This window comes from Pseudomonas sp. 2822-15, from assembly GCF_002742515.1.
Lineage (GTDB): Bacteria > Pseudomonadota > Gammaproteobacteria > Pseudomonadales > Pseudomonadaceae > Aquipseudomonas > Aquipseudomonas salomonii.
Window position 1 is genome coordinate 42,047 of record NZ_LJRY01000213.1, and the last position, 12,390, is coordinate 54,436.

Here is a 12,390-nt window from a genome sequence, read left to right on the forward strand (position 1 = left end):
ATAAAGATCCAAATGTGGGAGCGGGCTTGCTCGCGAATGCGGTGGTTCAGTCAATCTATCCAGTGACTGACACACCGCATTCGCGAGCAAGCCCGCTCCCACATTTTTTATTGCATTGCAGGTTTAGAATCGGGTTTGTACGACCAACTCAAACGTCCTCGGCGAGCCCAAATAGTAAGCCGGCGACACATGCGCAAACTCGGCATACACCTCATTGGTCAGGTTACGCACCCGCCCGGTCACCGAGGTATGTGAATCCACCTTGTAACGCAGGAACGTGCCGAACAGCGTATAGGCCGGCACCGTCTGGGTGTTGGCATTATCGGCATACACCTGGGCCACATACCGCGCATCCACACCGCCTTGCCAGTCCTCGGCAAAATCATACGTCAGCCACAGGTTGCCCACACGCTTGGGCACGTTGGTGGGCGTATTGCCCTTGCGCGACACCACCGCGCCGCTGGCGATTTTCTCGTTGAAGTCATCGTACTCGGCGTCCACCCAAGCAACGTTGCCTTCGGCCAGCAGCCGTGGCGTGATGCGTAACGAGCTGGCCAGCTCGATGCCCTTGGAGGTCTGTGCACCCACCGGGATGCTGTTGTTCGGGTCCAGCGGGTCGGTGACGGCAAAGTCCTTGCGCTCGATCCTGTAGGCGGCGACGGTGGCCGAACCGCGCCCGTCGAGGTAGTCGAACTTGCTGCCGACTTCCCACTGTTTGCCGGTCGACACGTCGAACACTTGAGTGGTGGTGGAAGGCTGCTCGGCCGCGGTGCTGTATTGCACATACACATTGGCCGACGGGATGAACTGATACGTCAGGCCCACGCGGCCGGTGACCGGTTCCCAGCTGCGCTCGAAGTGCCGTGGGTTGGTGGCGGTGACTACGCGATGGTTAGTCACATCCAGGTCGATGGCGTCGTAACGCAGGCCCGTGAGCAGCGAGAGTTTATCGGTGAGGCCCAGGCGGTTTTCCACAAACAGGGCTTTGGTGGTGACCTCGTTGGTCTTGTCTTTGATAAAACCTGGCTTGGTGCCCGGAATGTCGTAGAAGTGCCCTGGGTTGTAGGCGTTCGGGTCCACCGTGCTGTTGCCCGGCACATTCAACGGGTTATTGGTGGTGCTGTTGACCTTGTACTCGAAGCCACCGGACCAGGTGGTCGACAGGCCGAACACGCTGTCGTCATGGCGCAGCTCGAACTGGTTGCCGTGCTGCTCGCCCTGATGGCGCACCTGGTAGGCGGTCGAGCGGTTCACCGCGCTGTTGTCGGCGTTGTATTGGTAGGTTTCCAGGTTGCGGTAGTCGCGCTGGCTGTCCAGGTGATACAGGGTGTTTTTCAGTGTGGTGCTGTCGTTGATCCGGTAGTCGATGATCGAACGCATCCAGATCGTGCGTTGCTCGTAACGACCGTCGGCGACGTTGTAGTTGTTGAAGCGGTTGTGCTTGTCGATTTTCAGCTCGCCAGCCTTGGGGTTGAGCACCGGCGTGCCCCAATACGGGCTGTCTTCATGTTCATCCTGGTATTCCAGGGCCAGGGTGTGGGACAGGTTGGGGGTGAGATCGCTGAGCAAGGAAAATGCCAGGCTCCAGGCATCTCGCTGGTCGCGGTCGATGTAGCTGTGGTTGGTGTTGCGGCTTACATCCAGGCGGGCGTAGTGCTGCACCTCGGCGCCGGGTTCGGTCAGGGCGTGGTTGAGGCCAAAGGCCATGCCGGCAGTGTCGTAGCTGCCATAGCTGAGCTGGCCTTCGGCGGCTTGCTCCTCACGGGTGGCCAGCTTGGTCACGTAGTTGAGCGAGCCACCCACGGAGCCGGCGCCGTTGATCAGGGAGGACGGACCCCCGACCAGCTCCACTCGGTCATAGATCCACGCATCCACCGGTCGCGCCAGGCCGGTGGCGACGTTGATACCGTTGAACATCTGGGTGATCTGGCTGCTGGTAAAACCACGATAGGACACAAACCCGCCAAACCCCGGCGGCGCACTGGCGTTGACGCCGGGCAAGGTGTTGGCCGCATCGCGGAAGGTCTTGGCGCCATGGCGCTCAATGTCATTGCGGTTGGCAATGGCCACCGACGCCGGGGTTTCGCGCAGGCTTAAACCCAGGCGTGATGCCGTGCCGCTGGATTGGTCCAGGGCCAGGCCCGGTTCGCGGGTTTGTTCGCCATCAATGGTGGTGGGGGCCAGCTCAAGCGCCCAGGCACAGACCGGCAGGCAGCCGAACAGGCCCGCCAACAAGGGTAAATGTTTCATGGTTGAATCCTGAAAATCTTGGCTTGAAAACAACGCACAGCGCTCCGTAGTCCTAAAGGGAACGGTGGCTGGTGCAGATCGAAAAGCGCAGGGATCAGGCGAAAGCGGGAGGCGCGCGCGGGTTGGCCGTGGGCCAGGTGAAGCGGGCAGGAATATCAGCGGCAAGCACCACCGCCGGCGGTGGCGCGTGGGGTTGCGGCAACACCGCTATATTGAGGCTGGAACTGAGTGCCGGGCCCATGCCGCCGGTCGAGCACAGTGGGCAGCCGAACGCTTTGGACAGCGTCGGCAGGTTCTCGTCGGTGGAGGTGTTCTGCGCAGGCGCCTGGGTGCGCGGGTCGACCGTACAGAACTGGCCGCCGATGCCGTTGAGCTGCATGCCCAGCATCTGCCCATGACCAATACTGCACGCGAACACATTGAACAGGACGCAGCAATACAGCATCCAGGCAATGAGTGAGCGGTCGGCACGGGCGATTTTCATGGGGCGGCACTTTACCATCAGCCGCCGACGAAATGCCTACAAAAAATCTCAGGCCGACTATCCTCATTCGCACATTTAAGGGAGCGCCTGCCATGAGCTTTTTCGTCGCACGCTGGATCGTCGCGATTTTTACCTGCATCAGCATGGTGCATCTGTACTGGGCCGCCGGCGGCAAGCTCGGCAGCCTGGCCGCCATCCCCGAATTGCCCGGCGAGTTCGCCCAGGGGCCACGGCCGGCGTTCAAACCGTCGGCGTTGGGCACGTTTCTGGTGGCGCTGGGCTTGGTGGCGATTGCGTTGCTGGTGTGCCTGCGGGCCGGGTTGTATTTTTCGCCGGTGTCCCACGGCGCTCTGCAATGGGGCATCAGTGCGATTGCCTTGGTGATGTTCGCGAGGGCAATTGGCGATTCGGAACTGGTGGGCTTTTTCAAGAAGGTGAGCGGGTCCAGATTTGCCCGTTTGGATACCTACTTCTACTCACCCCTGTGCCTGGTATTGGGTGCGGGTTTGTTGATCGTGGCGTGGAATTGATAACAAAACACACAAAAACCACATACTCAACAAAACTCACTTGACACGCCACCAGGCGTGGGCGTTTATTGATGTACCCACCGGACTCATGTGCAGACGGCCCAGGATACTCAATGAACACAGACCTCTTGATGCCCACTGTGATTGACGCTGCCGAGGCCATTCGGGCGGGCACGCTGTCTGCGGTACACCTGGTCAAGCAAAGCCTGCACGCAATCGAAACCCACAATCCCACACTCAATGCGTTTGGCGACGTGTACGCCGACTCGGCATTGGCGCAAGCGCAAGTGCTGACCGAAGAGGCCAGGGCAGGGCAGTTGCGTGGCCCGCTGCATGGCGTGCCTTTTGGGATAAAGGACCTGTTTTCCACCGCCGGCCTGCGCACCACCCGAGGCTCGTTGACCGGCCTTGAGCATGTGCCCAGCCAGGATGCGCCGATTATTCGCCGCCTCAAGGACGCCGGTGCAATCATCCTCGGCAAAACCGCCACCACTGAATTCGGCTGGACCGGCGCCAGTACCTCGCGTGTGTTCGGCAACGGCCGCAATCCCTGGAACCCACAGCTCACCAGCGGTGGTTCCAGCTCCGGCTCGGCGATTGCCGTGGCGGCACGCATGGTGCCGGGCACACTGGGTTCCGACGGTGGTGGGTCGGTGCGCATTCCGGCCGCGTTCTGCGCAGCGTTCGCGATGAAGGGCTCCTTGGGCCGCATTCCGACCTGGCCATGGTCGGCCACCGAAATGCTCAGCCATGCCGGGCCGATCACGCGCACGGTGCGCGACAGCGCCTTATTATTCGACATTCTTTCCGGGCCAGACCCGCTGGATCACCAGGCTTTGCCGGCCTTGACCGAATCCTGCCTGGCACGCTGCGACCAGCCACTGGGGCCGCTGCGGGTGGCGTATTGCCCGACATTGTTCAACACCCCGGTCGACCCGGTCATCGCCGCTAGCGTCGAGGCCGCCGTGTACAACCTGGCGGAACGTTTGCCGGTCACCGTGACCACCCTGGAAGTGGACTGGCAGGACCCGCTCGCCACGTTCGAAACCCTGTGGGTCGGCGGGCGCGGTATTGCTTACGGCAAAGCCCTGGCCGATCGCCTCGACCAACTGGACCCAGGCTTTGCCGCGTTGATCCAGCGCGCGGGCGAGTACGACCTCGGTGCCTACCTCAAGGCCGTGCAGCAGCGGGCGCAGTTCGCCAACCAGGTGCACGCGCTGTTTAACGATTACGACGTGTTGCTACTGCCGACGCTGCCAACCCTGCCGTTCGCCGCCGACCAGGTGGCGCCCGACGGCTGGCCGGGCGCAGACGGCGCGGTGCCCTGGGCACGTTGGACGCCTTTTACCTACCCGTTCAATATCACCGGCAACCCCGCCGCCAGCTTGCCTTGCGGCTTCAGCCCGAGCGGCTTGCCGATTGGGTTGCAAGTGGTCGGCCCGCGCTTTGCCGACGCCCAGGTGTTGCAGTTCTGCGCTGCAGTGGAGGCCATTGCGCCTTGGGATCAGCACCTGCCTCCTTTGTTGTCCTGACCTGATTACCCGTGGAGCCGGCTCGTTAGAAGCCTGCCCTGGACAGATCCTTTTGTAGTGTTTCTGCCCTTTCACACCTTGATGAGTGAGAGGTACCCGTGACCCGATCAACCGCCTTCAATCGTCCTACGCCCCCCGCCGGACCGGTGCATGCCGCGTACCGTGGCGGGCGCAAGGCGCGCGATACTGGCGGCTCGAATTTGCCTTGGAATGCACCCTTTATGCTCAATCAGCCACGTCTCGACGAAATCATGCTCATGCTCACCCAACATCAGCGCGTCAAGGCGTCGGACCTGGCGCAAGCACTGTTTGTCAGCGAAGAAACCATTCGCCGCGACTTCAAATACCTGGAAGAGTCCGGCAAGTTGCGCCGCATCCATGGCGGCGCGATCCTGCCCAGGCTTAACGAAGAACAACCGCTGCAAGTGCGCACCCGCATCAAGGCCCAGGCCAAGACGCGCATGGCTGTCTGTGCTGCCAAATTGGTTAGCGAGGGCATGGTGCTGTTTCTCGATACCGGCACCTCGACCTTGGCCCTGGCCCAGCAATTGATCGGTTTCAGCCAACTGCGCATCATCACCAACTCGCTGGACATCGCGCAGTTGATCACCCAGCAAAGCAGTAACCAGGTGCTGGTGGTGCCCGGCGATGTGCGCCGTAATGACAACGCGCTGATCGGCGCCCACACCCTGGAATTCGTCCGCCAGTTTCACTACGACATTGCCTTCATGGGCATCGGCGCGGTGGACCTGCAGTTGGGCTTCATGGACTACCAGGAGCCCGAGGCGCTGCTGCGCCGCACCCTGACCCAGCACTGCCTGCGCAGCGTCATCCTCGCGGACGACGCCAAGTTCGGCCATCGCACGTTCATCAACACACTGCCGTTCAGCGCCATCACCACTTTGGTCACCAATCGCCCTCCGTCCGCGGAGTTTGCGACCTGCCTGGAGCACGCCCATGTCGACATCCTTTACCCCTGAGTGGCTGTCTCCCAGTGAGGCGGACATCGAGGCGTTCGAGACGCTGTTTCGCGACAGCTCGGCCATCGGCGCGACACCGGCAGGTGGCTTGCATCGCCTGGCCGCGTCGGCCGAAGACGGCGCGGTGCGTGACCTGTTCAGTGCGTGGCTGCGCGAACGCGGTTTCGAAGTGCGGGTAGACGCCATCGGCAATCTGTTCGGGCTGATCACCTTCAACCCGGACGCTCCCTATGTGCTGTGCGGCTCACACTTGGACAGCCAGCCCAGCGCAGGGCGGTTCGACGGTATCTATGGGGTGTTGGCCGGCGCAGTGGCCGTCGCCAGCCTGGCGCGCCAACTGCACGCGCGCGGCGAAACCCCGGCGTGCAACCTGGCGGTGGTCAACTGGACCAACGAAGAAGGCGCGCGCTTTCAACCCAGCCTGATCGGCAGCAGTGTGTTTACCGGCGACCTGGCGCTGCACGACGCCTGGGAATGCCGCGACGGCGACGGCATTCGCCTCAAGGATGCGCTGCAAGCGATCGGCTATCTGGGCGACGGCCTGGTTGAATTGAAGGTGGCCGGTTACGTGGAAATCCACGTTGAACAAAGCGATGGCCTCGAAAGCCAAGGCCTGGATATCGGCGTAGTGCGTGAAACCTGGGCGGCGCTCAAGCAGCGTATCCGTTTCGACGGCGAACAGAACCACACCGGCCCAACCCCGATGGCCGCCCGCAAAGATGCCTTGCTCGCGGCGGCGCATGCGATAACCACCGTGCGCGCCGAAGCGGACGTGCACGGGTTGCAGTTTCACAGTTCGGTAGGGCGCCTGGAAATTTACCCCAACTCGCCGAACGTGGTGCCGTCGCGCGTCACCTTGCATGTGGAATACCGCTCGCCGGACACGGCATTGCTGGCGGTTGCCGGTTATCGGCTGGATGCCAGCCTCAAGGCCGTCGCCGCCTCGACCGCCACCACTTACGAAGTCGAAAGCCGAGCCCTGCGTGCGCCGATCGCGTTGCACCCTGGTTTTGCCGAATTGGCCTACGGTGTCGGTCAACAGCTGGGGCTGGCCGTCGGCAACAGCGTCACGGTTTCCGGCCACGACGCCATCAGCCTCGGCCGGCATTACCCGGCGTGCCTGTTGTTCATTCCGAGCAGCAACGGCGTGTCCCATAACGAGGCGGAGTTCACCCACGACCGCGACATGCGCACCGGCCTGCAGATGCTGACGGCGCTGCTGCATTGCGCCTGTACTTCCCCCAACGCTTACCGGTGAGGGACGCCATGTCCAACCGTACTGATGCACTGTCGCGCCTGATGGGTGCCCTGGAGTCCGCCGGCCTGTCCGCCCATGTCGAGGTCACGGACGGCACGGCCGGTATCGCCTCGCCGATACGCCTGGCCACCGAGTGGACCGGCTTTCACCTCACGGCGCCCTGGGGCCGGTGCTACGCCAAAGTGCTGCACGACGACATGCGTGCGCTGATCGACATCGAGCGCACCGGCCGCGCCACCCAACTGGCGGCTGACTGTGACGTAACCCCCGGCGTGCGCCTGGTGGACGCAGCTGCGGGTGTGTTGCTGCTGGATGCCTTGCCGGCCCACGAATGGCGTTGGGCACGGCTCGATGAGTTGCTGCAACCCCAGCGCCTGCAAGCGCTGTGGGCCTTGAAGCGGCAGTTGCACGTCGGCACTTCACCGGGCTTCAACCGCTCGCCGCTGCAGGATATCCAGCGCCTGCGTGAGCTGTGCAGCCGCGACGGTGTGGGCTTGCCCGCTGATCATGGGTGGATTGAAACCTGCATCGATCTGGCCTGGACCGCGCTGCAATTGAACCCCGGCAACTGCGTGCCCTTGCACGGTGATGGGCTGGCGAGCAATGTGATGATCGGCCCCGGCGGCGCGCTGCAATTGATCGACTTCGACTACGCGGGCTGCTTTGACCCCTGGTACGACGTGGCCCTCAGCCTCAACGAGTTGTATGCCTTCGAAAGCCAGTGGCGTGACGGCATCAAGGCGTGGGCCGGTGAGTGTCGCGAGTGCGATTACGCCCGCTGCCGCCTCTACGCGCTGATCAATGATTGGTACTGGTCGCTGTGGGGCTTGTGGGTCGGCGCGACTTCGACGCGGCCTTTGGAGTTTTCCAAGGTGGGGCAGTGGACCTTGCTGCGTTGCCGGCAAAGCTTGCAAGACCCGCGATTTGAAAGTTGGTTACGGCAGGTACAGGAGGGGCAGGCATGAAAGCAATGGGTGAGGCCTGTACGCCTCAGGAATGCCAATTGGAGGCCGCCGTGCGCGGCGTGCGCGATTGGGGCGGTTCGGGCATTCGTTACGAGCCGGTCAGCGGCGGGATCTCCAACAGCAACTGGCGGGTCGAGGTCAGCGGGCTCGACACCGCCTACTTCTTCAAAGTACCTGGTGCCGGCACCGAGATGTTTATCGACCGGCGCACCGCCCATGACGCCAGCGTCAAGGCCGCGCAAACCGGCTATGGCGCGCCGGTGTTTGCCTTCCTCGAAGAGTTGGGTGTTGAGGTCTTCGAGTTCATGGAAGGCTGGCGGGCCTCTTCGAATCAGGACTTTCTCGACCGCGATGTACGCCATAACGCCCTGCATGCGCTGAAAGCGTTCAACGACCAGTCGCCGCTGTGCCAGACCAAAACCGTGTTCGACATGATTGCCGAGCATCAGCGCCAGGTCGAAGAACTGCACGGCTGCACGCCCAGTGATGACGCCTGGCTGCGCCGCCAGTGCGACCGCGCGCGTGGCGCGTTGCAAGCGTCGGGCATCGACCTGGCGCCGTGCATGAACGACACGCTGGCGGGCAATTTCATGCTCAATGACCGGCGCCAGATCCGCCTGGTGGATTTTGAATACGCTTCCAACAACGACCGCCATTACGAACTGGCGCTGTGGTTTGGCGAGATGTTCTTCACCGACGAGATGGAACTGGCGCTGATCGAAGACTATTTCGGCCAGGTCACCCCGCAACGCCTGGCGCGGATCAAATTGCACAAGGCCCTGGCCGACATCAAATGGTCGACCTGGGCGATGGTCCAGCACGCGGTGTCGCAGCTGGATTTCGACTTCTATAAATACGGTGCCTGGAAGCATATGCGCGCCCGTAGCGTGATCAATGATTCGCAATGGGAAACCTGGCTAAGACAGGCCTGAGCCTGCGCCAGCACAATAACGACGCGTCACCCTGTAGCTCTTTTGGCGCTGGTTTGCGCTGACGTTTCACTGCTTGATTTTTTGATTGATCACACAACAAACCGATCCAGAAATTCAAGGAGCACCCTCCATCATGAAACCTGCAAGCGCGTCACCTGCACGCCTGAGAAACCAGATCTTCGGCGGCTACTTTTTCCTGTTGTTGATGCTGGCGTTATTCCCGCCGTTTTACTTGAGCGTGAGTGGCAGCCGCGCCTTGGTGGTGGGCATCCCGCTGCCGATCTTCTATTGGATCGCCATTGCCGTACTCGCAGCCCTTGGGGTGTGGGGGTTGTATCTGGCCGAACTCAAGGCCGGTGACATTCCTGACGAGGAGGGCGTGTGATGATCAGCACCAGCAGCGATGCCCACTTGTTGATTACCTTCGGTGTGATCGGCCTGTTCCTGGCCGGGATGATCGCCGTGCTCTATGCCACCAACCGCGAAAGCACCAGTTTTTCCGATTACGCCGTTGGCGGGCGCTCCTATGGGCCGTGGTATATCGCCATGTGCTACACCAACTCCTGGTGGCCGGGCTCGACCTTCACCGCGTTTTTTGCCCTGAGCGTCGGCGGCGCCCTGGGTTTCTATGGCATGGTCTATGCGACCCTGGGCGTGACCGCGATGTACCTGATGGCCAGCCGCGCCTGGACCTGGGGCAAACGCTTCAACCTGCGCACCCAGCCGGACCTGCTGGGCATGCGCTTCGGCAGCCCGGCGGTAAAACGGGTGGCCTCGATCATCGGCATCATCTCGGTGTTTCCCTGGGTGGTGATGGGCATCCAGGCCCTGGCGATGCTGTTCCAGTTCGCCAGCTTTGGCCGCTGGGGCGTCACCACCTGCCTGTTCGCAGGCGTGGCGGTGGTACTGATCCGCCAATACTGGACCGTGAGCATGGGCATGCGCGGGTTGATCATGACCGACATGTTCCAGGGCCTTATCGCCTACGTGGTGTGCGCCGGCGTCTGCGTGTTCCTATTGTTCGGCGATCAGGCCGCGTTTTCCAACCTCGCGCAATTGCCGGAAAAAATGCTGCAAATCCCCGGCGCCACCGGCAGCGGTTATGGCCCGATGTACATGTTCAGCCTGATCTTCACCGGCGTGATCGGCTCGATGTGCTGGCCGATGAGCTTCCAGCGCATCTACACCGCCAGCGGCGTGCGCGCGGTGAAAAAGGGCACGCTGTACACCATGCTGCTGGTGGGCGGCTTCTACGGCATCCTTATGCTGTTCGCCGCCGCGATCAGCCAGGACCCCAACGTGCTGGCCCACCCGCAACAAGGCTGGTTCCTCTCGCTGTTCGACATCGGCGGGCCCTGGTTGCTGGCGCTGGCCATCGTCATCGTACTGGCCGCCAGCATCGGCCACGTCGACGGCTGCGTACAAGTCTGCGGCACCCAATTCGCCAACGACCTGGCCACCTGGAACACCCCACGCACCGACCGCCAACTCACCGTACTGGCCAAGGCCGGCATGGTGGTGTTTATCGTCGCCGCCTCGGTGCTCGCCTATCTGACCTTCGATTATTCCCGCCTGCAATTACTGGCGCAGATCTCCTACCAAGGCATCATTCAACTGGCTGTGCCACTGTTCTTCGGCATCTTCAGTCGCCGGGGCAACAAACAGGGCGCGATTGCCGGCATGTTGGCGGGGATCGTGGTGGCGATTGTGCTGACCACACTGTACCCGGATGACATCCCCGCACTAGGTTCGTTGACCAGCGGGATTGTGGGGCTGGTGGTGAATGCTGCGATTTTTGTGGTGTGTGCGCTGGTGATCAAGCCGAGCGCGGTGGAGCAAGCGCGCGTGGAGGGGTTGTTTGAGATGGCGGCGAGTGGGCGTGGGGTGCAGGTGGGGGCTGCGCCGGTTATGAGTTGAAAATGGATCGGGGCTGCGGTGAGTGGCCCCGGTTTGAGCGTGTAACTTATGTGGACTCAAATATGTGTTGGGTAAATTTGAATTGCGGTAGCGCTGAGTTCAACAAATCCTGATTTCTGCGATAGGGGGCCATCCAACTCAATTAGGATTATTGAATCGCCGAGTTTTAATGCTGCACATCCGTCTTCGTCAGCTTGGACCAGTTCGGCGGTTATTTGGATGAGGCGGTCCTCCATTTTGATTTTTGGAGACTTTTCAGCGGTTGGCTTCACGTTTATATTCCATGAGAAACCTCCTCAAAATCAAACTCAACGTCGATAATTTCACCGATTTTTGGCGCAATATCACCCCACAGTGCAGTGCCATCTCCGAAGGAAGAATGGGATTTTACGTGCAATACGTTCAGATAGGAAAATGTATCGGTCACTACTATTTTCATTTTGTTTTTCGCGAGTGGAGCCTGCCGCTTTTTGTTTGAGTTTTTTCGCAATGAGTCGATTTCTTGTTTTCGGTATCGACTATATATGGTTAGCACTTTAGTCGCTTGCAGTTACGATAAAATGATTTCGTCGTTAAGCTAAAGCTGTTAGCGGCTCTGCTCACAGCTTAATTGTGCTGCTTCCCGTGTCAATATCTTCTATGGTTTAAAAAAAGAAATACAGTCCGGTATTTTTGTCAATAGCCAGCTTGTTGAGTTTGATTATTTTTCTTGCCAGTTCTTGGTTTTCGGGTATTGAATGATGTTCTAGTATATATAATGATTTTTTTAGGTCTTCATTGGTATTGATGCTTTCGTCTTCATAGTCGTCGATCATTTTTCCAAGTGATGTGTTGATTTTTTCGATAACTCCTGATTCCATTAACTGCTTATATTCTGTATAGGTCAGAGGGCAATTTGCTAATAAGGAAGTTGGGCAGTCGTCTGTGTCTAATAGAATCATCGCTTCTGTAGTCAAAGGGGTGCAGATAAGTTTCATTTTTCTATGCCCTTGTTGAAGTGAGTGGCTTCGTTGTATTCACTCTGTGTTCTGCCCATTTGCTTTCCTGAAGGGGATAATTTGTTGTTTGGTACTATGCCTTCCAGGCTGAGATAGCGTCTTGATCCCGTGAGTGAAGGATCGTGTATTCTAAAGTATCCACCACTCAAATCTTCTACTATTTCAATACCATCAGATGGGTTTTTATATATTTTTTTACCTTTGCTCGTCGTAGTAATAACTGGGTTTGAGCCCGCAAACTTGATGATGTTTTCATTTAGATCGGCCGTTTTCCAGTTGCCTGAGTATTTGGCCGATCGTTGTGCGCCCCTTGCTTGGGGTAGTTCAACATCTCCCTCGTCTGTTTTGGCGGACTTAGGTGGATCGTTAGCTGCAACAACTGGGTCACAGTTGCCTGCGCCCGGGCAAGTATTTAGCCCCAGCGGATCAACCCACCCTGTCGGTTTGGCACATACTTGTATGCGTTGATCCCACCCGCCAGCTTCACCGGATCCGGCGTCAGGTAGCGACCAATATCTGGATTGTAGTAGCGATGGCGGTTGTA

The 12,390-nt window shown here is 59.8% G+C and carries 13 protein-coding genes and 1 pseudogene; 8 read left to right on the top strand and 6 right to left on the bottom strand.

Features of this window, described 5'->3' with window-relative positions; translation table 11 throughout:
* Positions 1-123: 123 nt before the first annotated feature.
* Positions 124-2,250, bottom strand: coding sequence for a TonB-dependent siderophore receptor (locus AOA59_RS25570; RefSeq protein ID WP_099489526.1), 2,127 nt, complete (start codon positions 2,248-2,250; stop codon positions 124-126).
* A 94-nt stretch (positions 2,251-2,344) separates the two neighbouring features.
* The gene (locus tag AOA59_RS25575; RefSeq protein WP_069785718.1) at positions 2,345-2,734 is read right to left on the bottom strand and encodes a DUF2946 domain-containing protein; all 390 of its coding nucleotides are present in this window, start codon (positions 2,732-2,734) and stop codon (positions 2,345-2,347) included.
* A gap of 92 nt (positions 2,735-2,826) precedes the next feature.
* Between AOA59_RS25575 and AOA59_RS25580 the strand changes: the two genes are divergently transcribed.
* The 8 genes from AOA59_RS25580 (at position 2,827) to AOA59_RS25615 (ending at position 10,848) form a co-directional block, all read left to right on the top strand.
* Positions 2,827-3,264 carry a DUF3995 domain-containing protein gene (locus tag AOA59_RS25580; RefSeq protein ID WP_058421820.1) on the top strand — a complete coding sequence of 146 codons (438 nt, stop codon included), beginning with the start codon at positions 2,827-2,829 and terminating at the stop codon, positions 3,262-3,264.
* 131 nt (positions 3,265-3,395) lie between these two features.
* Positions 3,396-4,796: an amidase gene (locus AOA59_RS25585; RefSeq protein WP_178076295.1), complete on the top strand. Its 1,401-nt coding sequence runs from the start codon at positions 3,396-3,398 to the stop codon at positions 4,794-4,796.
* A 221-nt stretch (positions 4,797-5,017) separates the two neighbouring features.
* Positions 5,018-5,776 (top strand): DeoR/GlpR family DNA-binding transcription regulator, encoded by a 759-nt coding sequence (locus AOA59_RS25590; protein ID WP_099489528.1) that lies wholly within the window; start codon positions 5,018-5,020, stop codon positions 5,774-5,776.
* On the top strand, positions 5,754-7,034 hold the full coding sequence (locus tag AOA59_RS25595; protein ID WP_099489529.1) for a Zn-dependent hydrolase: 1,281 nt from the start codon (positions 5,754-5,756) through the stop codon (positions 7,032-7,034). The genes AOA59_RS25590 and AOA59_RS25595 overlap by 23 nt, the downstream gene beginning before the upstream one ends.
* Before the next feature lie 8 nt (positions 7,035-7,042).
* Complete coding sequence (locus AOA59_RS25600; RefSeq protein ID WP_099489530.1) at positions 7,043-7,999, top strand: aminoglycoside phosphotransferase family protein; 957 nt, start codon at positions 7,043-7,045, stop codon at positions 7,997-7,999.
* Entirely contained in the window at positions 7,996-8,931 is a 936-nt protein-coding gene (locus AOA59_RS25605; protein ID WP_099489531.1) for a choline kinase family protein, read from the top strand. Before AOA59_RS25600 ends, AOA59_RS25605 begins: the two co-directional genes overlap by 4 nt.
* Positions 8,932-9,064: 133 nt before the next feature.
* On the top strand, positions 9,065-9,316 hold the full coding sequence (locus AOA59_RS25610; protein ID WP_065931763.1) for a hypothetical protein: 252 nt from the start codon (positions 9,065-9,067) through the stop codon (positions 9,314-9,316).
* On the top strand, positions 9,316-10,848 hold the full coding sequence (locus AOA59_RS25615) for a sodium:solute symporter (protein ID WP_099489532.1): 1,533 nt from the start codon (positions 9,316-9,318) through the stop codon (positions 10,846-10,848). The genes AOA59_RS25610 and AOA59_RS25615 overlap by 1 nt, the downstream gene beginning before the upstream one ends.
* Positions 10,849-10,904: 56 nt before the next feature.
* Here AOA59_RS25615 and AOA59_RS25620 read toward each other — a convergent pair whose 3' ends face one another.
* The 4 genes and pseudogenes from AOA59_RS25620 to AOA59_RS25630 form a co-directional block, all read right to left on the bottom strand.
* Positions 10,905-11,120 (bottom strand): hypothetical protein, encoded by a 216-nt coding sequence (locus AOA59_RS25620; protein ID WP_099489533.1) that lies wholly within the window; start codon positions 11,118-11,120, stop codon positions 10,905-10,907.
* Between the two features lie 2 nt (positions 11,121-11,122).
* Entirely contained in the window at positions 11,123-11,275 is a 153-nt protein-coding gene (locus AOA59_RS32450; RefSeq protein ID WP_158235263.1) for a hypothetical protein, read from the bottom strand.
* Between the two features lie 217 nt (positions 11,276-11,492).
* Positions 11,493-11,825 carry a hypothetical protein gene (locus tag AOA59_RS25625; RefSeq protein ID WP_099489534.1) on the bottom strand — a complete coding sequence of 111 codons (333 nt, stop codon included), beginning with the start codon at positions 11,823-11,825 and terminating at the stop codon, positions 11,493-11,495.
* Positions 11,822-12,390: pseudogene (locus AOA59_RS25630) on the bottom strand (RHS repeat-associated core domain-containing protein); the annotation flags it as partial. The gene AOA59_RS25625 and the pseudogene AOA59_RS25630, both read right to left, overlap by 4 nt.

Coding starts and splice junctions, on each gene's coding strand:
- AOA59_RS25570 (WP_099489526.1), bottom strand. CDS start 2,250: ATGAAACATTTACCCTTGTTGGCGGGCCTGTTCGGCTGCCTGCCGGTC.
- AOA59_RS25575 (WP_069785718.1), bottom strand. CDS start 2,734: ATGAAAATCGCCCGTGCCGACCGCTCACTCATTGCCTGGATGCTGTAT.
- AOA59_RS25580 (WP_058421820.1), top strand. CDS start 2,827: ATGAGCTTTTTCGTCGCACGCTGGATCGTCGCGATTTTTACCTGCATC.
- AOA59_RS25585 (WP_178076295.1), top strand. CDS start 3,396: ATGCCCACTGTGATTGACGCTGCCGAGGCCATTCGGGCGGGCACGCTG.
- AOA59_RS25590 (WP_099489528.1), top strand. CDS start 5,018: ATGCTCAATCAGCCACGTCTCGACGAAATCATGCTCATGCTCACCCAA.
- AOA59_RS25595 (WP_099489529.1), top strand. CDS start 5,754: ATGTCGACATCCTTTACCCCTGAGTGGCTGTCTCCCAGTGAGGCGGAC.
- AOA59_RS25600 (WP_099489530.1), top strand. CDS start 7,043: ATGTCCAACCGTACTGATGCACTGTCGCGCCTGATGGGTGCCCTGGAG.
- AOA59_RS25605 (WP_099489531.1), top strand. CDS start 7,996: ATGAAAGCAATGGGTGAGGCCTGTACGCCTCAGGAATGCCAATTGGAG.
- AOA59_RS25610 (WP_065931763.1), top strand. CDS start 9,065: ATGAAACCTGCAAGCGCGTCACCTGCACGCCTGAGAAACCAGATCTTC.
- AOA59_RS25615 (WP_099489532.1), top strand. CDS start 9,316: ATGATCAGCACCAGCAGCGATGCCCACTTGTTGATTACCTTCGGTGTG.
- AOA59_RS25625 (WP_099489534.1), bottom strand. CDS start 11,825: ATGAAACTTATCTGCACCCCTTTGACTACAGAAGCGATGATTCTATTA.